Source organism: Streptomyces sp. NPDC008139, assembly GCF_042957025.1.
Classification (GTDB): Bacteria; Actinomycetota; Actinomycetes; order Streptomycetales; family Streptomycetaceae; genus Actinacidiphila.
Map to the genome: position 1 here is coordinate 397,149 of NZ_JBIBHM010000009.1, position 18,257 is coordinate 415,405.

The window sequence follows — 18,257 nt, forward strand, 5'->3', positions numbered from 1 at the left end:
GCACCCAATGCGCCCCACTCTCGGGCGCGGACGGGTGCCGCGTCAACGTCCGTTGCGGAACACGTACATCGGGCCTGTTTTCTGTTACGAGACAGGAGCCTGCAATAGTTCCTCCCGAACTTCGCTATCTCTAGACTCCCCCCATGGGGGACTACTCGGGGGACAACACATGGGGCTTGGGGTGCCTGAACTCGTACTCGAATTGAACGGACAGACCTGGACGCTGGACGCGTCCCGCTCGTACAGCCTGGGGCGCGATCCGTCGGGGGATCTGGTACTCGACGACGCCAGGGTGTCGTGGCGGCACGCCACCATCCGCCGTGCGGAACGCGGTTGGGTGATCGAGGACCTCGGCAGCACCAACGGCACCTATGTACAGGGGCAGCGGGTCCAGCAGACAGAGGTGGGGGCCGGTTCGACCGTTCACCTCGGCAACGCCACGGACGGACCCCGGCTGAATTTCACCGCGGGCGCGCAGGCCGGCGCCGATGTGTACAGCGCGGAGACCGCGCACGCGACACCGCAGCAGCGCTACCCGCAGGCCGCGGCCCCCGCGGCACCCGTCGGACAGGCCAGGGCCCCGCAGGCCCCGGCCCCGCAGCACGCCCAGCCGCACGCCCAGGCCCAGCCGCAGGCGCAGATGCACGCGCAGGCGCCCGCCGCCCCGCCGCGACAGCAGCAGCCCGGCGGCTGGGGACAGCCGCCCGCGCAGGTCCCGCCGCAGCAGTACGCGCGGCAGCCGCAGCCTCCCCAGCAGGGCCAGGCCGGCTGGGGTCAGCCGCCGGTCCAGCAGCCGCCCGCTCCGCGCGCGCAGCCGCAGCAGCCCGCCGGCGGACACCCGCAGGGCGTCCGCAGCCCCACCACCTTCCACCAGCTCGCCCTCGGCCGGGTCATGAAGATCGGCCGCGCGCTGGAGAACGAACTGGTCGTCTCCGACCTCCAGGTCTCCCGGTACCACGCGGAGTTCCGCGCGCACCCCGACGGCCGCTACGAGATCGTCGACCTCGGCAGCCACAACGGCACGTACGTCAACGGCCAGCCGATCCAGCGCCATCTGCTCGGCCCCAACGACATCGTCGGCGTCGGCCACTCCACCTTCCGGCTGGTCGGCGACCGCCTGGAGGAGTTCGTCGACACCGGCGAGGTCTCCTTCTCCGCCCGCCGCCTGACCGTCACCGTGCCGCACGGCAAGGTGACCAAGCAGATCCTCAAGGACGTCTCCTTCGGCGTACCGGAGAAGTCGCTGATCGGCGTCATCGGCCCGTCCGGCTCCGGCAAGTCCACGCTGCTGCGCGCGCTCACCGGCTACCGCCCCGCCGACCAGGGCGAGGTGCTGTACGACAACCGGAACCTGTACAAGCAGTTCGCCGAGCTGCGGCAGCGCATCGGCCTGGTCCCGCAGGACGACATCCTGCACAAGGAACTCCAGGTCAGGACGGCACTGCGGTACGCGGCCAAGCTCCGCTTCCCCGGTGACACCGCGTCCGCGGAGCGCGAGGCGCGGATCAACGAGGTACTGCGCGAGCTGAAGCTCGACATCCACGCCGACAAGCGCATCACCTCGCTCTCCGGCGGCCAGCGCAAGCGCGTCTCGGTCGCCCTCGAACTGCTCACCAAACCCTCGCTGATATTCCTGGACGAGCCGACCTCCGGCCTCGACCCGGGCATGGACCGCGACGTCATGAAGCTGCTGCGCGGCCTGGCCGACGACGGCCGTACGGTACTGGTCGTCACCCACTCCGTCGCCGAACTGGCGCTCTGCGACAAGCTGCTGGTGATGGCCCCCGGCGGCTCGGTCGCCTACTTCGGCCCGCCGGACGAGGCGCTGAACTTCTTCGGCTACGAAACCTGGGCCGATGTCTTCTCCGCCTTCGAGAACTACCGCGACTACGACTGGTCGGGCCGCTGGCACGGCTCGCAGCACTACCAGATGTACGCCGCGGACCTGGACCAGGCGGCCCCGCAGCAGGCGCCGGTCATCCCGCACCAGGTGGCCAGGCCGCCCAAGCCGCAGGCGTGGCTGCCGCAGCTCGTCACCCTGATCCGCCGCTACATGTCGGTGATCGCCTCCGACCGCGGCTTCATCGCCCTGATGTTCATCCTGCCCGCGGTGCTCGGTGTGGTCAGCGTCGTCATCCCGGCGGCCAGCGGCCTGGGCCCCGGACCGGTCAAGGCGCACGGCGTCAACAAGGACGCGGGCACGATCCTGCTGATCCTCGCGGTGGGCGCCTGCTTCTCCGGCGCCGCCAACTCCGTCCGCGAGCTGATCAAGGAACGGGTCATCTACGAACGGGAACGGGCCACCGGTCTGTCGCGTTCGGCGTATCTGATGTCCAAGGTCATCGTGCTCGGCCTGATCACCGCGGTGCAGGGCGCCGTCATCTGCGGCATCGGATTCGCGCCGCGCGCGATGCCCACCGAGGGCGTCATCATGAAGAGCCAGCCCGCGGTCGAGATGACCCTGGCCATCATCGGTCTCGGCTTCACCTCGATGATGTTCGGCCTGATCATCTCCTCGCTGGTGAAGACCGCGGAGAAGACGATGCCGCTGCTGGTCATGTTCGCCATCGTCCAGGTGGTGTTCACCGGCGTGCTCTTCCAGCTCTACGACTCGCCCGGCATCGAGCAGTTCGCCTGGCTGATGCCCGCCAGGTGGGCGGTGGCCGCGCTCGGCACGACGGCGAATCTCAACGTGGTCATGCCGTGGGACCCGGGCAACCCCGACGCGCTGTGGAAGCACACCGCGAGCCAGTGGACCATCGACATGGTCGTCCTGGTGCTGCTCGGCGTCGTGTGCGGCATCGTGGTCTCGCGGCTGCTGCGCCGCCACGAGCCGGAAGTCATGCGGAAGTAGTGAAACGGACGTAGCGAATCCGAATACGCGGAAAGGGCGGTGGGACCGAAAGGTCCCACCGCCCTTTTGTGCTGCGGCTGTTGGAGCGGAACGCGCGGATCAGTACGCGGAGTTCACGTTGTCCATCGAGCCGTAGTTCGCCGCGGCGTAGTTGCAGGCGGCGGTGATGTTCGCGACCGGGTCGTAGATGTCCCACGAGGTTCCGTCGACGTGGTACGCCTGGAAGGTCGGGTCGATGACCTGGAGCAGGCCCTTGGACGGAATGCCGGCGGCGGCGTTGGAGTCGTACAGGTTGATCGCCTGCGGGTTGCCGCTCGACTCGCGCATGATGTTGCGGTAGATGCCGTCGTAGCTGCCGGGGATGCCCTTCTGGGCCATGATCGCCAGTGACTGCTTGATCCAGCCGTCCAGGTCGTTGGTGTACGTGGTCGTGGCGGCGGTGCTGGCCTGCGGGGCGGCCTGCACGGCCGTACGCGTCGTGGAGCGGTTCGCGGCGGCCGTGTCCTTGGCACGCTGCGCGGCGGCGTCGGCGGCGGCCTTCTTCTTGGCGGCGGCGGCGTCGGCGGCGGCCTTCTTGGCGGCGGCGTCCGCTGCCGCCTTCTTCCTCGCGGCGGCGTCGGCCGCGGCCTTCTTCTTCGCGGCGGCCTCGTCGGCCGCCTTCTTCTTGGCCGCCTCGTCCGCGGCCTTCTTCTTCGCCGCGGCCTCGGTGATCGCGCGCTCCGAGGCGATACCGGCCTGCGCTTCGATGCTCTTGACCTGGTCGCCGGTGGAGACCTGGAAGCCGGTGGGGTCACCGACCGCGGCGGAGGCAGTCCCGCCGGTCCCCTGGAGACCGGTGACGGCCAGGACGACAGCGGTCGCGGCGACGGCGCCGGCCGCCGTGATCTTGTGGGTCTTGGTAAGTCGGCCGATCTTCGGGATCGTGGGGAGCTGCATAGGAATTACCTCTTCCGTTTGCGGACCCGAGAATTCTTAGAGGGTCGGAAAACGGAGGTCAACGAGCCTTCCTACGAACTCCTTTCGTAGACGGTCGAGGGACAAATCGGAATCGGTATTCCCCCGGACAGTGGCTTGAGGCGCCCTTTCCACTAGGCGGCTTAGTATGTGACGTACGTCCTATAGGTCACCTCACACGCCGTCGCCCCCTCCGTCGCCCAAGGTGACGGAGGGGGTGCTTTATGTGACGTTTATGGCAGCAGGAGATTGACGTCGCCGAATTCGTGCCAGAGGTAACCGCCGCGCAGCGCCTCGGCGTAGACCCGCTCCAGCAGCCGGTCGCCCGACAGCGCCCGCAGCATCAACAGGTGGGAGGCCTCCGGTTCGTGCAGTCCGGTCAGCAGCCCGTCCACCGCGCGCACCCCGCGCTCCGCGGTGACCACCAGCTCCGTCCAGCCGCCGCCCGGCCGCACCACACCGCGCTCGTCCGCCACCGACTCCAGCGCCCGTACCGCCGTCGTCCCCACCGCCACCACCCGGCCGCCCGCCGCGCGGGCCGCGTTCACCTGCCAGGCCGTCGTCGCCGACACGGTGTACGGCTCGGCGTACGGCGGCTCGTGCGCCTCGACCGACGCCACCCCGGTGTGCAGCGTGATCGGCGCGATCTGCACGCCCCGGCAGACCAGCTCCGTCACCAGCGCCGTGGTGAAGGGCCGCCCGGCGCTCGGCATCTCCGCGGAGCCGAGGCCGTCCGTCGACCGGGCGGAGAACACCGTCTGGTACGCCGCCAGCGGCTGGTCCCGGTCGGTGTAGCCGTACCGGATCGGCCGCCCGTACCGCCGCATGTACGCGACCGGGTCCGGCAGTGAGGGCGCGGCCACCCACAGCCGGTCCCCGGCCGGGTCGAGCGGCTCCTCCAGTACCAGCCGGGCCCCGGCGCGCAGGTCGACCACCGCGCCCGCGGGACCGCCGGCCCTGCGGACCGTCGAGCCGTGCCCGTCCGGGTCGCGGACCTCCACCACCCAGCGGCCGTCGTCCCGGCGGGTGGACCAGTGCACCACCACCGGCTGTCCGTCGAGCCGCCCGTCCACGGCCGCGGGCAGCGTCCGCGAGGTGTTCACCACCAGGACGTCACCGGCCCGCAGCAGCTTCGGCAGGTCGCGGAAGCCGTGGTGGGTGACCGCGCCGGTGCGCTGCTCGCCGACCAGCAGCCGTACCGCGTCCCGGCGGGCGGCCGGGGCCGTCGCGAGCAGCGAGTCCGGGACGCGCAGCCCCGCCAGCCCGGCCGGGCCCGGGCCCCTGCCCCGGCTGATGTCCTTATTGCCCGCTCCCGTCCTCTTTGTATAGGGGTCCTTCGCGGACCCCCGCCCGGAGTCCTTCGCGGGCCGCGCCGCCTGCGCGTCCTCCCGTACCGCACTCATCGCGCCTCCAGCAGGACCGGGGCGGTGTAGCGCCCGCTGGGCGCGGCCTCGTCGAGCAGCCGCAGGAAGGCCGGGACCACCGACTCCGGCAGCGGCCGGGCGGCGAAATCCGCGTCGTCGGGCACGGCCGCCGCGTACAGCCCGGTCCGCAGATCGCCCGGGTCCACCCACCACACCCGCAGCCCCGGCTCCTCCTCGGCCAGCACCGCCGACAAGTGGTCGAGCGCCGCCTTGCTCGCCCCGTACCCGCCCCAGGTCGGATACGCCTCCACCGCCGCGTCCGAGCTGACGTTCAGCACCGCGCCGCCCGCGGCCCGCAGTAGCGGCAGCGCCTCCCGCACCAGCGCGAACGGCGCCGTCACATTCGTCTCCAGCGCCTCCCGCAGCCCCGCCACCGGCAGCTCGGCCAGCGGCACCAGCGGCTCAGCGCCCAGCGCGCTCGCGTTGTTCACCAGCAGATCAACCCCGCCCAGCTCGCGCGCCGCCGCCACCAGCTCCGCCCGGTGTCCCGCCGCCGTCACATCGCCCGGCACCGCCCGCACCCGTGGCCGTACCGCCGCGCCCCCGGCGTGATCCGGGCCGTACCGTTCCAGGTCCGCAGCGGCCGACCGCAGCGCGTCCGCGTTCCGCCCGTCCAGTACGAGGTCCCAGCCGCGCCCCGCCAGCTCGGCGGCCAGCGCCCGCCCCAGTCCGCGCGACGCTCCCGTGATGATCGCTACCGGCATGATCCAGCCCTCCGCACCGGGGCCCGGCCGTCCGCCGGACCACCTCGTGCCCTCACCGTAGGAACGCCCCGGCCGCACACGCCTCGGCCGGCCGCCGCACGCTTCACGGTCACTTGGAACTAGGCCACATGACCGAGGACGGTCGGTCCGGCGGCGCATACGGACCGTCACCCGGCGCCGGTACGGTGGAGACATGCCCATCCGGCCGCCACGAGGCGGAATCGAAGCGGTCAGCGCCGCGGTCCTGGCGATGAGCCGCCAGGTGGAGGTGCGCGACGTCCTCCAGACGATCGTCGCGTCCGCCCGCGAGCTGCTCGACGCCGAATACGCGGCACTGGGCGTGCCCGACGACCACGGCGGTTTCGCGCAGTTCGTGGTCGACGGCGTCAGCGACGAGGAGTGGAAGGCCATCGGCCCGCTGCCCCGCCAGCACGGCATCCTCGCCGCGATCCTCCACGAGGCGACCCCGCTGCGGCTCGCCGACGTCCGCACCTTCGAGGACTTCCAGGGCTGGCCCAAGCACCACCCCGACATGCGCGACTTCATCGGCATGCCGGTGGTCGACGGCGACGAGATCCTCGGCGCGCTCTTCCTCGCCAACAAGAAGTGCGGCCCCGGCGGGACCCGCGGCGCCGACGGCACCTGCGGCTTCACCGAGGACGACGAGGACCTGCTGCGGATCCTCGCCGACCACGCCGCGATCGCCCTGACCAACGCCCGGCTCTACGAGCGCAGCCGCGAGCTGACGCTGGCGGGGGAGCGGGCCAGGATCGCGCACGAACTGCACGACGCCGTCTCGCAGAAACTCTTCTCGCTGCGGCTGACCGCCCAGGCCGCCGCCGCGCTGGTCGACTGCGACCCGGCGCGCGCCAAGGGCGAGCTGAAGCAGGTCGCGGCGCTCGCCGCCGAGGCCGCCGACGAACTGCGCGCCGTCGTGGTGGAACTGCGCCCGGCCGCCCTGGATGAGGACGGCCTCGTCGCCACCCTGCGCACCCAGGCCGACGTCCTGGACCGCGTCCACTCCGCCGACGTCACCTTCCACGCCGTCCGGGTGCGGGCGCTGCCCGCCGCGCAGGAGGAGGCGCTGCTGCGGGTCGCCCAGGAAGCGATGCACAACGCCCTGCGGCACGCGCACGCCGACGCCGTGGACGTCATCCTGGAAGGCCACGGCAAGGGCGCGCTGCTGCGGATCCGCGACGACGGCCGCGGCTTCGACCCCACCGCGGTCCGCCGGGCCGGACGGCACCTCGGACTGGTCTCCATGCGGGACCGGGCCGGCGGCGTCGGCGGCCGGCTCACCGTGCAATCGGAGCCCGGCAAGGGCACCGTCATCGAGATGGAGGTGCCCGGTGGCTGAGAACACCATCCGCGTGTTGCTGATCGACGACCACCAGGTCGTCCGCAGGGGGCTGCGCACCTTCCTCGAGGTGCAGGGCGACATCGAGGTGGTCGGCGAGGCGGGCGACGGCGAGGAAGGCGTGGCCCGCGCCCAGGAACTGCGGCCCGACGTGATCCTCATGGACGTCAAGATGCCCGGTGTCGACGGTATCGAGGCGTTGCGGCTGCTGCGCGACGCCGAGAACCCGGCACGGGTGCTGATCGTGACCAGCTTCACCGAACAGCGCACCGTCGTCCCCGCGCTGCGGGCGGGCGCCGCCGGATACGTCTACAAGGACGTCGACCCGGTCGCGCTCGCGGACGCCATCCGCTCCGTGCACGCCGGGCACGTCCTGCTCCAGCCCGAGGTCGCGGGCGCGCTGCTCTCCCAGGAGCAGGGCGGCACCGGCCAGGGCCGGGGCAACGCGCTGACCGAGCGGGAGCGCGAAGTCCTCGGTCTGATCGCCGACGGCCGCTCCAACCGGGAGATCGCCCGCGCGCTGGTGCTCTCCGAGAAGACGGTCAAGACCCACGTCTCCAACATCCTCATGAAGCTCGACCTCGCCGACCGCACCCAGGCCGCGCTGTGGGCGGTGCGCAACGGCGTGGGGAACTGACGGGACCGCTCGCGGCGCGACCCTCCACCTGCCCGTGCGGGCCGACCACCACGTGCCCGTGCGGGCCACCGTCCACCTGTCCGTGCGGGCATCCGTTCGGCGGAGTGAGATTCATACTGTCGGGTGTATGTCGTCCGAACGGCGCAACCTGATCCACGGTGGCCCGTTCTGCAGGGCGTACCGCGGCGGATTGCCGCGGTGCTCCCCCAGCCACGGCTGGGAGGTGCCCCCAGCAAAGAGGAAGTTCGAAGTGATGAACCTCAAGAAGGCCGCGACCGTCACCCTCGTGGCGGGCGGCCTGGCCGTCGCCGGTACCGGTGTGGCCTCCGCCGCCAGCGGCGCCGACGCGTGCGGCACCGCCGTGAAGTCCCCGGGCGTGGGCTCCGGCAACCTGGTGCAGGTTCCGGTGCACATCCCGGTCAACCTCAGCGGCAACTCGGTGAACGTGATCGGCCTGCTGAACCCGGCGTTCGGCAACGTCGCCGTCAACAAGTAACCACGGACGACGCGGACTTCCGTCCCGGCTCGCCGAAGGCCCCGCGGCACGGGATCCCTCCCCGTAGCCGCGGGGCCTCCCCACGCGCCGCCGCGCCGCGCCGTGGGGACGTCAGCTCCGGCGCCGCGCCCCGCGTGGGACGTCAGGTCCTGCGCCGCTCCGCCTCCTCGACATACGCGTTGTACGCCGCGACCTGCGCCCTGCGCGCCGTACGCTCCACCGGCCGCAGCAGCTCCGCCCGCGCCGCGATCTGCGACGCGCTCACCGCCGCGCCGTGCCCGTCGGAGGCGATCTCCACCAGCGCCGCGACCCGCTGCGCCAGCGCCAGCACCCGTACCGCGCGCGGCGGATAACCCGGCGCGAGCACCTCGCCGCCGCGCTCGGCGCGCGCCCGGTACGCCTCGAGCGCCGCGTGCGCGGACGGAGCCGCGCCCGCCACGTCCAGCCGCGCCAGCGCGTTCGTGGCGTCCCGCAGTGCCTCGGCCAGCTCCCGCTCGGCCTCGCTCAGCGACGGTACGTCGGCGGGCGGCGCGTCCCGTACCGGCAGGCACCGCCACTCGACCTCGACGTGCACATCGCCGGCCGGGCCCGCCTCGCGGACCTCGGGCACCAGTCCGAGCGCCGCGCCGCCGACGGTGACCACCGCCTCGCCCGCGGCCAGCGCCCGCGCGTTGAACTCCGGCGGCCCGCTCAGCCCCAGCGGATGCCCGGAGACCGGCAGCGCGAGCCGCAACCCCGTCACGCCCAGCGCGCGCAGCCTGCCGAGCCCCAGCGTCAGCCCCACCGGGACGTGCTCACCCGGCAGCCCCGAGATCCGGTGCACGGCGTCGTCCGCCGTGATCTCCTGTGCGACGTCATCGGGGGCGGCAAGTCCGGCAAGCAGGGCATTTCCCCACGCGGTCAGCCGCCCTGAGCGAGGTTCATCAAGCATGCCCCCAGCCTATGGAACGGACCCGTCGCGCGGTGGCGTAAGTTTTCCCCGGGGGATCCTTCTGCCGGTGCCTACCCGCGCACACGACAGACAGCCGAGACTGCAATGGGAGACAACGCGCTCATGAGCGATGTGCTGGAGCTGGTGGACGTATCCGTGGTCCGCGACGGACGGGCTCTGGTGGACCACGTGTCGTGGTCGGTCGCCGAGGGGGAACGCTGGGTCATCCTCGGACCCAACGGGGCGGGCAAGACCACCCTGCTCAATGTCGCGTCCAGCTATCTCTTCCCCACCACCGGCACCGTCCAGATCCTCGGCGACAAGCTCGGCAACGTGGACGTGTTCGAACTCCGGCCGCGGATCGGCATGGCGGGCGCCGCCATGGCCGAGAAGATGCCGCGCAGGCAGACGGTCCTGGAGACCGTCCTCACCGCCGCGTACGGCATGACCGCCACCTGGAACGAGGGATACGAGCAGGTCGACGAGGACCGCGCCCGCGCGTTCCTCGACCGGCTCGGGATGAGCGAGTACCTCGGCCGCAAGTTCGGCACCCTGTCCGAGGGCGAGCGCAAGCGCACCCTGATCGCCCGCGCGATGATGACCGACCCCGAACTGCTGCTGCTCGACGAGCCCGCCGCCGGCCTCGACCTCGGCGGGCGCGAGGACCTGGTCCGCCGCCTCGGCCGGCTGGCCCGCGACCCCATCGCCCCCTCGATGATCATGGTCACCCACCACGTCGAGGAGATCGCCCCCGGCTTCACCCACGTCCTGATGATCCAGCAGGGCAAGGTCGTCGCCGCAGGACCGATCGACCTGGAACTCACCTCCCGCAACCTGTCCCGCTGCTTCGGCCTCCCGCTGGTCGTCGAGCGCCGCGGCGACCGCTGGACGGCCGCCGGACTGCCGCTGTCCTGAAGGGTTTTCGTCCGGGTTTCCATTGCGTACTGCCGCAACTGCCCTCCGCACGCCTACGATTGGCGACGTGGACGCATGGGTGTGGTGGCTGATAGCGGCAGTGGGTCTCGGGATACCGCTGGTGATCACGGCGATGCCCGAATTCGGGATGTTCGCCGTCGGAGCGGTGGCCGGGTCGGTCACGGCCGGAATGGGCGGCGGGATCGTCGCCCAGGTGATCGTCTTCGTCGTCGTGTCGGTCGCGCTGCTGGTCTTCGTACGGCCCATCGCGTACCGCAACCGGCAACGCCCGGAACAGCGCAGCGGTGTCGACGCCCTCAAGGGCAAGCAGGCCGTCGTCCTGGAACGTGTCGACGGCGGTGCCAACGGACGGATCAAACTCGGCGGAGAGGTCTGGTCGGCCCGCGCCCTGGAGCACGGCCGGGTCTACGACCCGGGGCAGCAGGTGGACGTGGTGGAGATCGACGGAGCGACCGCCGTCGTCATCTGAACACCCGGCCTCCGGACACCTGAACACCCGACATCCGAACATCCGACGGCGGAGCGTCGCCGACGAGGGCCGGGAAATCACCGAACCCGCCCGCGACAGGCGGCCGTTCTGCCAGAATTGATCATGCCGGAGTACGTCGTACTCCCGCAGCCGACCCGCGCGGGGAGTGGACATGCAGCCCATCATCATCGTCCTGATCATCCTGGTGGTGCTCGTCTTCATCGCGCTGATCAAGACGGTCCAGGTGATTCCACAGGCCAGCGCCGCCATCGTCGAGCGCTTCGGCCGCTACACCCGGACCCTCAGCGCCGGCCTCAACATCGTGGTGCCGTTCATCGACACCATCCGCAACCGCATCGACCTGCGCGAGCAGGTCGTGCCGTTCCCGCCGCAGCCGGTGATCACCCAGGACAACCTGGTGGTCAACATCGACACCGTCATCTACTACCAGGTGACCGACGCCCGCGCCGCGACGTACGAGGTCGCCAGCTACATCCAGGCCATCGAGCAGCTCACCGTCACCACGCTCCGCAACATCATCGGCGGCATGGACCTGGAGCGGACCCTGACCTCCCGCGAGGAGATCAACGCGGCACTGCGCGGCGTCCTGGACGAGGCCACCGGCAAGTGGGGCATCCGCGTCAACCGCGTCGAGCTGAAGGCGATCGAACCGCCCACCTCCATCCAGGACTCGATGGAGAAGCAGATGCGCGCCGACCGTGACAAGCGCGCCGCGATCCTCACCGCGGAGGGCATCCGGCAGTCCCAGATCCTCACCGCGGAGGGCGAGAAGCAGTCCTCGATCCTGCGCGCGGAAGGTGACGCCAAGGCCGCCGCGCTGCGCGCCGAAGGTGAGGCCCAGGCGATCCGCACGGTCTTCGAGTCGATCCACGCGGGCGACCCCGACCAGAAGCTCCTCGCCTACCAGTACCTCCAGATGCTGCCGAAGATAGCCGAGGGCGACGCCAACAAGCTGTGGATCATCCCCAGCGAGCTGAACGACGCGCTCAAGGGCCTCGGCGGAATCGTCAACCTCCCGGGCGCCCCCGGCGCTCCCGGCAACGGCTCACGCGAGCCCGCCACCGCGCCCGCCCCGCGCCGCGAGTCCCCGCCCTTCGACAAGGACTGACGAGGACTGACCAGCACTGACCAGCACTGACGAGCACTGACGAGGACCGCCCCGGCCCGGAAGCCCGCCACGCCCCCTATGACATGATCGCCGCGCGCCCCTCGACCTCGACGGCGGGGAGGACGCGCGAAGATCATGGAGACGACGCATGACTCTGCCGGAAGCCCTCGCCGTGTTCGCGGCCGGAATCGGCGCGGGCACCATCAACACCATCGTCGGCTCGGGGACGCTGATCACCTTCCCCGTCCTGCTCGCCGTCGGACTGCCGCCCGTCACGGCCAACGTGTCCAACTCACTGGGCCTGGTGCCCGGTTCGATCACCGGCGCCATCGGCTACCGCGGTGAACTCCAGGGCCAGCGACCGCGCCTGCTGCGGCTCGGCGCCGTCGCCCTCGTCGGCGGACTCATCGGCGCCGTCCTGCTCGTCACCCTGCCGTCCACGGCGTTCAAGGCGATCGTCCCCGTCCTCATCGCCATCGCGCTCGTCCTGGTCGTGCTGCAACCCCGGCTGGCCCGCGCCGTCCAGGCCCGCCGCGACCGTACCGGCACCCAGGTCCCCGCCCACGGCGGCACCGCCCTCGTCGTCGGCATGCTGCTCGCCAGCATGTACGGCGGCTACTTCGGCGCCGCCCAGGGCGTGCTGTACCTCTCCCTGATGGGCCTGGTGCTCAACGAATCCCTGCAACGCATCAACGGCATGAAGAACGTCCTCGCCGCCGTCGTCAACGGCGTCGCGGCCCTCTTCTTCATCATCGTCGCCCACATGAACTGGACCGCCGTCGGCCTCATCGCGGGCGGCGCCGTCATCGGCGGCCTGATCGGCGCCCGCGTCGGCCGCCGCCTCCCGCCTGCCGCCCTGCGCGGACTCATCGTCGTCGTCGGCACCGCCGCGATCGTCCAACTCCTGCTGAAATAGGGCCCCTCCCCGCAGGGAAGGGCCCCGCCTCGTCGGGACCTCACGGCCCCACGACCTCGATTCCCCGCACGCGAAGGGCGCTCAGGCCGACGCCGGAACGGGCAGCCACTCCGGCAGCCCGAACCCGTCCCGCACCCCCAGCGCCAACAGCAGCGTGTCCGCCGGTGTCGGCTCGAACGGCCGGATCAGCAGCCGCATCCCCGCCTGCTCGGGAGTACGGTCCGCCTTGCGCTGATTGTCCTCGCCGCACGCGGCCACCGTGTTCAGCCAGGTGTCACCGCCCCCGCGCGACTTCGGCTGCACGTGGTCGACCGTGGTGGCCCTGCGCCCGCAGTACGCGCACCGGTGCCGGTCACGTACCAGCACACCGCGCCGCGACCACGGGGCCCGTTGTCGGAACGGCACCCGCACGTACCGGCAGAGCCTGATCACCTGCGGCACCGGAACCTCCACCGCAGCGGCACGGATGCGCAGCCCGGGATGCGCCTGCTCCACGACGGCCTTGTCCTGCATCACCAGCACGACAGCACGCCGCAGTGACACCGTCGACAGCGGCTCGAAGCTCGCATTCAGCACCAGCGTCTCACGCATCCCGCCCACCTCCCGGGCCCTGCCCCGCCCCCATGGCGAAGTGGATCCACTGTGACCCCGGGACACGGCCGCCGACAACGCAATTTCACGGCCGCAACCGGAAGATCGGCAGGTGGAAAGGGCCTGTTCATCCCGGATTTCGCCCCGGGGCACGTCCCCGCGTCCCTCCGGGCTCAGCCGGGGGCTCGCTCCGGGGGAAGGTCTGCGCTCCGGGTGCCGTCCCCCGTGCAGAACGGGCACCCGGAGCGCGTCCGTCGGCGTGGACGCCCGGCCCGCAGACCGAACTCCGGCAGACGGCGGACGCAGACGCCCGGCCGCCCCCGCCACCGCGGTGCCGACAGCCTGAGGACGGTGGTCACGTCGTCAGGCACGCACCACTGTGCGACGGGGAACGGCGGAGCGCAACGTAATATCCCGAGCGCTCAGCGCGACAGACCGGCGGGCTCAGCCTCCGGCCCGCACCTCGTACTCACCGATCAACTGCGCCCTGCCCAGCGTGTGGAAGCGCAGATTGAACCCGACGAACGCGGGCGAGGCGTCCGCGTCAGGGCCCAGCTTCTCGGTGTCCACCGCGTAGACCGTGAACACATAGCGGTGCGACCCGTCACCGGGCGGCGGCGCCGCGCCACCGAAATCCCGCGTCCCGTAGTCGTTCCGTGCGTGCGTCGCGCCCGCGGGCAGCCCCGGGAAAGCACTGGAACCCGCACCGCGCGGCAGCTCCGTCACCGACGCAGGGATGTCGAACAGCACCCAGTGCCAGAAACCGCTGCCGGTCGGCGCGTCCGGGTCGTAGCACGTGACGGCGAAGCTCTTCGTCCCGGCCGGGAACCCCTCCCACCGAAGCTGCGGCGAGACATTGCCCGCCGCGTACACCTGATCGTCCTTGAGTACCCCGCCCGGTACCACGTCGTCGCTCACCACGGTGAACTCCGGCACCTGCGGGTGGAAGTCATGGGGGAGCGGCCGTCGCGCTTGCTCGGTCACCTCGACACCTCCTGATCGCACACGGTTGATTCCGCCCCGAGCCTAGGGCGTGTCCGCAAGGTCTCGTCGTACGCCCGGAGGGCGGGGCTGGCGGTGTCTGGTGCGTGCGATCGGCAATGGCGGTGGGGGCGCCCCCGGACGAAGTCTGGGGGAGGGCGTCCTCATAGTGGGCCTATTCGGATGAGCCCGACAACGCAGCGAGCGTGCGTGCCAGGCGCCGCCAGCCAGACGAAACCTTGCGGACACGCCCTAGGGTCCCCGTCAGAACCAGTTCCGCTTGCCGCCCACCTCGGCGAGCCACTGGTGCAGATACGCCGCCCAGTCCGTCCCCTCGAAGGAGTGCATGCTCATCGTGAAGGAGCGGTACGTGTCACTGCCGCCGCCGAACAGCCCCGGCTTCCTGTCCATCTCCAGGACGACATCCATCTCCTCGCCGTCCGCGACGAACGTCAGCTCCACCTCCTTGAGCCCCCGGTACTGCTCCGGCGTACGGAACTCGATCTCCTGGTAGAACGGCAGCCGCTGCCGCGTGTTCCGCATCGTCCCCTTCTCCAGATCCGCGCTCTTGAAGGCGAACCCCAGCCGCCCGAACGCGTCGAGCAGCGCCTCCTGCGCGGGCAGCGGGTGGACGTTCACCGGGTCCAGGTCCCCCTTGTCCACCGCGCGGGCGATCTGCAACTCCGTCGTCACCCCCACGTTCATCCCCGTGAGCTGCCGCCCCATGAACATCGTCACCGGCGTCTCCCACGGCACCTCCAACGAGAACGGCACATCGTGCACCGCCCCCGCCCGCACCATGAACTCGCCGGCAATCTGCTGCGTATGGAACTCGATGTTCTGCAGGGACTCCGTCTCATTGCCCTGCGCGTCCCTGCGCTCCACCTCGACGCGCGCCTGCAACCCGACCGTCAGCCCCTGTATCCGCTGCTCGACCGAACCGCCCTGCACCCGCACCGAACCCTCGACCACCCCGCCGGGCACCACATCGGCCTGGTGCAGCTCCGTCTCCACCGACGCCCCGCCGGCCCCGAGACTCGCCATCATCTTCCTGAACCCCATACGCACTCTCCCTGGCCGCATCAACTGGCTCACGCTGTGCGAACTCTACGAACGCCGGGACGCCCCGTCCGGTTCCACTACGCTCCTGAACCGTGATCACGCCACCCGAACAGGTCCCGCTCGACCGGGCGTTCTTCGACCGACCGGTCCTCGACATCGCCCCCGACCTGCTCGGCCGCACCCTGGTCCGCACCACCGAGCAAGGACCGGTCACCCTGCGCCTCACCGAAGTCGAGGCGTACGACGGCCCCAACGACCCCGGCTCCCACGCCTACCGGGGCCGCACCGACCGCAACGCCGTGATGTTCGGCCCGCCCGGACACGCCTACGTCTACTTCACCTACGGCATGTGGTTCTGCCTCAACCTGGTCTGCGGTCCCGAAGGCACCCCCAGCGGAGTCCTGCTGCGCGGCGGCGAGATCACCACCGGCGCCGACCTCGCCCGCGCCCACCGCCCCACCTCCCGCAAGGACAGCGACCTCGCCCAGGGCCCCGCCCGGCTCGCCACCGCACTGGCCGTCGACCGCTCGCTCAACGGAGCCGACGCCTGCGGACCCGGCGGACCGCTGCGCATCCTCACCGGGACCCCGCCCCCGCCCGCCCTCGTCCGCACCGGCCCGCGCACCGGCGTCGGCGGCGCGGGCGCCGACCACCCCTGGCGCTACTGGATCGACGGCGACCCCACCGTCAGCCCCTACCGCGCCCACGCCCCGCGCAAGCGTCGATAAACGAGTGGCCGGAACCGCGTACCCTCGGACACGCTTCACGCACCGGGTACGCGAAGCCGTATCCGACCCCCAGCACCCACAAGAGGGAGACACGAGACCCGTGACGGACATCGTCGACGAGCTGCGGTGGCGAGGGCTGATCGCCGTTTCCACTGACGAGGACGCACTGCGCAAGGCGTTCGCGGACGGCCCCGTCACGGTCTATTGCGGCTTCGACCCGACCGCGCCCAGCCTGCACCTCGGCAACCTGGTCCAGATCCTGACCATCCGCCGCCTCCAGCTCGCCGGCCACCGCCCGCTCGGACTGGTCGGCGGCGCCACCGGCCTGATCGGCGACCCCAAGCCGTCGGCCGAGCGCACGCTGAACGCGCCCGAGGTCGTCGCGGAGTGGGTCGAGCGGGTACGCGCCCAGATCGAGCCCTACCTCTCCTTCGAGGGGCCGAACGCCGCGACCATGGTGAACAACCTGGACTGGACGTCGGGCCTTTCGGCCATCGAGTTCCTGCGCGACATCGGCAAGCACTTCCGCGTGAACAAGATGATCAGCAAGGAGGCCGTGGCCCGCCGCCTCAACTCCGACCAGGGCATCAGCTACACGGAGTTCAGCTACCAGATCCTCCAGGGCATGGACTTCCTGGAGCTGTACCGGCGGTACGGCTGCACGCTCCAGACCGGCGGCAGCGACCAGTGGGGCAACCTCACGGCGGGCATCGACCTCATCCACCGCGTCGAGGGCGCCTCGGTGCACGCGCTGGCCACCCCGCTGATCACCAAGGCGGACGGCACCAAGTTCGGCAAGACCGAGGGCGGCGCCATCTGGCTCGACCCGGAGATGACCACGCCGTACGCCTTCTACCAGTTCTGGCTGAACGCCGACGACCGTGACATCGGCACCTTCCTGCGTATCTTCAGCTTCGCCTCGCGGGCGGAGATCGAGGAGCTGGAGCGGTCGACCGAGGAACGCCCGCAGGCCCGCGCGGCCCAGCGCGCCCTCGCCGAGGAGCTGACGACGCTGGTGCACGGCGCCGACCAGTGCGCCGCCGTGATCGCCGCTTCCAAGGCACTTTTCGGCCAGGGCGAACTCGCCGACCTGGACGAGGCCACCCTGGCCGCCGCGCTCAGCGAACTCCCGAAGGCCCAGGTCAGCGAACTGGCCCCGGTGGCCGACCTGTTGGCCCTGATCGAGCTGGTCCCGAGCAAGTCCGCCGCCCGCCGCACCATCAAGGAAGGCGGCGCGTACCTCAACAACACCAAGGTGACCAGCGAGGACGCGGTTCCCGCCGACTCCGATCTGATCCACGGGCGTTGGCTGGTGCTGCGCCGGGGCAAGAAGAACCTCGGAGCGGTCGAACTCGCTTGACACGGCTGGAAATCTACGTTTGAGCGGCGGCCGAGCTTGACTCGGTCGCCGCTCGTGCGTAACGTAGTCCAAGCCGCCAAAACGGTGGGGATGGTTCACATCGGTCCCTACCGCACCGGGCGGCCACCCACTACCTACGTCTTCCCGATCATCGGGCTGTATTTTGGTGCGCCAAAATCCAATTCGATGGGCTCGATTATGAGTCGCCCGGGAAATGGGCTAACGTAGTGGACACGCCGAAAGGCGGGAAGCAAACCCCGATCCAATCAGGGGCCGGAAACGCACAGCGGATCTGGTAGGGTTGGAAACACGAAGGGAAAGCCCGGAGGGCCGGTGAAACGGTCTGAAGGAAGCTTCCGTTCCTTGAGAACTCAACAGCGTGCCAAAAGTCAACGCCAGATATGTTGATACCCCGTCTTCACGGACCGATTGTGGTTCGTGGGGCGTGGTTCCTTTGAAGAACAAAAACACAGCGAGGACGCTGTGCGCGACGGGGATTATTCCTCCCGGTCGCGCCGCTCTTGCGTGTTGTTCCGGGATATCCCGGTGACATTCACGGAGAGTTTGATCCTGGCTCAGGACGAACGCTGGCGGCGTGCTTAACACATGCAAGTCGAACGATGAAGCCTTCGGGTGGATTAGTGGCGAACGGGTGAGTAACACGTGGGCAATCTGCCCTGCACTCTGGGACAAGCCCTGGAAACGGGGTCTAATACCGGATAATACCT

17 protein-coding genes and 1 rRNA gene are annotated in these 18,257 nt (G+C 70.6%); 11 read left to right on the forward strand and 7 right to left on the reverse strand.

The window, feature by feature from the left end; all coding sequences use genetic code 11:
- Positions 1-169 precede the first annotated feature (169 nt).
- Positions 170-2,854: an FHA domain-containing protein gene (locus tag ACFZBB_RS21750; protein ID WP_391124667.1), complete on the forward strand. Its 2,685-nt coding sequence runs from the start codon at positions 170-172 to the stop codon at positions 2,852-2,854.
- A gap of 99 nt (positions 2,855-2,953) precedes the next feature.
- On the opposite strand, the gene ACFZBB_RS21755 is transcribed toward ACFZBB_RS21750, so the two are convergent.
- From ACFZBB_RS21755 to ACFZBB_RS21765, 3 genes are all read right to left on the reverse strand, one after another.
- Positions 2,954-3,790, reverse strand: coding sequence for a lytic transglycosylase (locus ACFZBB_RS21755; RefSeq protein ID WP_391124670.1), 837 nt, complete (start codon positions 3,788-3,790; stop codon positions 2,954-2,956).
- Between the two features lie 251 nt (positions 3,791-4,041).
- On the reverse strand, positions 4,042-5,211 hold the full coding sequence (locus ACFZBB_RS21760; RefSeq protein WP_391124673.1) for an S-adenosylmethionine:tRNA ribosyltransferase-isomerase: 1,170 nt from the start codon (positions 5,209-5,211) through the stop codon (positions 4,042-4,044).
- Positions 5,208-5,936 (reverse strand): SDR family NAD(P)-dependent oxidoreductase, encoded by a 729-nt coding sequence (locus ACFZBB_RS21765; protein WP_391124676.1) that lies wholly within the window; start codon positions 5,934-5,936, stop codon positions 5,208-5,210. Before ACFZBB_RS21765 ends, ACFZBB_RS21760 begins: the two co-directional genes overlap by 4 nt.
- 193 nt (positions 5,937-6,129) lie before the next feature.
- On the opposite strand from ACFZBB_RS21765, the gene ACFZBB_RS21770 reads away from it, so the two are divergent.
- From ACFZBB_RS21770 to ACFZBB_RS21780, 3 genes are all read left to right on the forward strand, one after another.
- Positions 6,130-7,293: a GAF domain-containing sensor histidine kinase gene (locus ACFZBB_RS21770; RefSeq protein WP_355333645.1), complete on the forward strand. Its 1,164-nt coding sequence runs from the start codon at positions 6,130-6,132 to the stop codon at positions 7,291-7,293.
- Entirely contained in the window at positions 7,286-7,930 is a 645-nt protein-coding gene (locus ACFZBB_RS21775; RefSeq protein ID WP_391124679.1) for a response regulator, read from the forward strand. Before ACFZBB_RS21770 ends, ACFZBB_RS21775 begins: the two co-directional genes overlap by 8 nt.
- Positions 7,931-8,180: 250 nt before the next feature.
- Positions 8,181-8,426, forward strand: a complete 246-nt coding sequence (locus ACFZBB_RS21780; protein ID WP_188279867.1) for a chaplin — start codon at positions 8,181-8,183, stop codon at positions 8,424-8,426.
- A gap of 142 nt (positions 8,427-8,568) precedes the next feature.
- On the opposite strand, the gene ACFZBB_RS21785 is transcribed toward ACFZBB_RS21780, so the two are convergent.
- On the reverse strand, positions 8,569-9,357 hold the full coding sequence (locus tag ACFZBB_RS21785) for a hypothetical protein (protein WP_391124682.1): 789 nt from the start codon (positions 9,355-9,357) through the stop codon (positions 8,569-8,571).
- A 123-nt stretch (positions 9,358-9,480) separates the two neighbouring features.
- Between ACFZBB_RS21785 and ACFZBB_RS21790 the strand changes: the two genes are divergently transcribed.
- From ACFZBB_RS21790 to ACFZBB_RS21805, 4 genes are all read left to right on the forward strand, one after another.
- Entirely contained in the window at positions 9,481-10,272 is a 792-nt protein-coding gene (locus tag ACFZBB_RS21790) for an ABC transporter ATP-binding protein (RefSeq protein WP_355333638.1), read from the forward strand.
- 58 nt (positions 10,273-10,330) lie between these two features.
- A complete protein-coding gene (locus ACFZBB_RS21795) occupies positions 10,331-10,762 on the forward strand; it encodes an NfeD family protein (protein WP_317452506.1) in 432 nt (143 codons plus the stop codon).
- A 172-nt stretch (positions 10,763-10,934) separates the two neighbouring features.
- Positions 10,935-11,891, forward strand: coding sequence for an SPFH domain-containing protein (locus ACFZBB_RS21800; RefSeq protein ID WP_355333636.1), 957 nt, complete (start codon positions 10,935-10,937; stop codon positions 11,889-11,891).
- Between the two features lie 148 nt (positions 11,892-12,039).
- A complete protein-coding gene (locus tag ACFZBB_RS21805; RefSeq protein WP_391124685.1) occupies positions 12,040-12,807 on the forward strand; it encodes a TSUP family transporter in 768 nt (255 codons plus the stop codon).
- Positions 12,808-12,888: 81 nt separating this feature from the next.
- On the opposite strand, the gene ACFZBB_RS21810 is transcribed toward ACFZBB_RS21805, so the two are convergent.
- From ACFZBB_RS21810 to ACFZBB_RS21820, 3 genes are all read right to left on the reverse strand, one after another.
- Positions 12,889-13,398 carry an HNH endonuclease gene (locus tag ACFZBB_RS21810; protein WP_391124688.1) on the reverse strand — a complete coding sequence of 170 codons (510 nt, stop codon included), beginning with the start codon at positions 13,396-13,398 and terminating at the stop codon, positions 12,889-12,891.
- Positions 13,399-13,842: 444 nt separating this feature from the next.
- The gene (locus tag ACFZBB_RS21815; protein ID WP_391044239.1) at positions 13,843-14,382 is read right to left on the reverse strand and encodes a YbhB/YbcL family Raf kinase inhibitor-like protein; all 540 of its coding nucleotides are present in this window, start codon (positions 14,380-14,382) and stop codon (positions 13,843-13,845) included.
- A 261-nt stretch (positions 14,383-14,643) separates the two neighbouring features.
- Positions 14,644-15,441: a sporulation protein gene (locus ACFZBB_RS21820; protein WP_391124692.1), complete on the reverse strand. Its 798-nt coding sequence runs from the start codon at positions 15,439-15,441 to the stop codon at positions 14,644-14,646.
- 92 nt (positions 15,442-15,533) lie between these two features.
- Here ACFZBB_RS21820 and ACFZBB_RS21825 point away from each other — a divergent pair, with 92 nt between their 5' ends.
- From ACFZBB_RS21825 to ACFZBB_RS21835, 3 genes are all read left to right on the forward strand, one after another.
- The gene (locus ACFZBB_RS21825) at positions 15,534-16,169 is read left to right on the forward strand and encodes a DNA-3-methyladenine glycosylase (RefSeq protein ID WP_391124695.1); all 636 of its coding nucleotides are present in this window, start codon (positions 15,534-15,536) and stop codon (positions 16,167-16,169) included.
- 100 nt (positions 16,170-16,269) lie between these two features.
- Positions 16,270-17,529 carry a tyrosine--tRNA ligase gene (gene tyrS / locus ACFZBB_RS21830; protein WP_391124698.1) on the forward strand — a complete coding sequence of 420 codons (1,260 nt, stop codon included), beginning with the start codon at positions 16,270-16,272 and terminating at the stop codon, positions 17,527-17,529.
- Positions 17,530-18,081: 552 nt separating this feature from the next.
- Positions 18,082-18,257 (forward strand): 16S ribosomal RNA (locus ACFZBB_RS21835); the annotation flags it as partial.